Raw genomic sequence first — 1,082 nt, forward strand, 5'->3', positions numbered from 1 at the left:
GGCAAGAATGTTGGGGCGACAACAATTGCTTTAAATAATTTAGCCGGTAAGCCCGTTTATAAGGCGACAGAAACCGGTTTATTAGCCTTATCGGGAGGAGAGATACAAGATGGTTGTCTTTATAGGCTTGTGTATGATGAAGATATAACCGGTTGGCAAGTTCTCAATCCGACAAGGGGCAAAGTTTCTTCCTTAAAACGCTTACCTTCCGGTCTGATAGGACCGTTTGCAATGGAACGCTTGCCGGATGGTTGGTTGCCATGTGATGGGCGTGCTTATTCACGGTATGTTTATTGGGATTTATTTTGTGTCATAGGAACGACGTGGGGAGAAGGGGATGGCGCCACGACGTTTAATGTTCCCGATTTTCGGGGGATGTTTTTACGGGGACTTGATAATGAACGCAATCTAGACCCTTGGCGTTCTTTTGCAAGTCAGCAAGGCTGTTCTTTAAAAGCGCATGAACATTTTATAGGTCCAGCGTCATCAGAAGGTCTTTCTTCTCGAAAAAAACGAGATGTTTCTTCTTCTGAAGCTCACTTGCAAAGGCGCAAGAGAGCTATAGACGAAGAGTGTGTAGGTTTGAGTGGGGATAGCTTAAAGAAATGTCATGAAGAATTTGACCGAATAGTGGGCATTTCAGAGGTTCCATTTTGGTTTACAGAAAAAGATAAGCCGCCGCGTTTACCTTGGTTTATCAGGAGCCCGTTTGCTAATTTTTTATATTATTCCACGCCTATAACAGAAGGTCTAAATGACAGAGAGCATCATGAACATCACCTTATGGCAGAGAGGGTTGGTGGTGTTGAAACGCGCCCCGTTAATGTGAGTGTAGTTTATGGGATCAAGACATGAGGAGTTGAAATGTCATTAAAACCGTTTGCGATATCAGAGATTAGCGACCCGTCTCAAGTACGGGTCGTTTTGTATTCGGGGGGAGGATTTGTTCATGCGCCGCTTAATGGCGTTTTTGATTTACTGAAAGCCGCTTTGAAAACGGAGCTTGATGGTTCACTGAAAGATTTAGAGAAGCGCTTAGAGGCTTTAAGAGAAGAGTTTGAAGATTTGAAAGAGTGTTCATT

At 43.6% G+C, this 1,082-nt stretch carries 2 protein-coding genes; both read left to right on the forward strand.

Going from position 1 to position 1,082, the window contains the following annotated elements:
• On the forward strand, positions 1-855 hold an 855-nt coding region (locus tag ACFIKG_RS09380), incomplete at its 5' end, for a phage tail protein (protein WP_375652208.1).
• A 9-nt stretch (positions 856-864) separates the two neighbouring features.
• Positions 865-1,082 (forward strand): hypothetical protein (locus ACFIKG_RS09385; protein ID WP_375652209.1); only part of this gene is annotated, 218 nt, incomplete at its 3' end.

The organism is Bartonella sp. LB28NMGDW (genome assembly GCF_042194435.1).
GTDB classification, from domain to species: Bacteria; Pseudomonadota; Alphaproteobacteria; order Rhizobiales; family Rhizobiaceae; genus Bartonella; species Bartonella grahamii.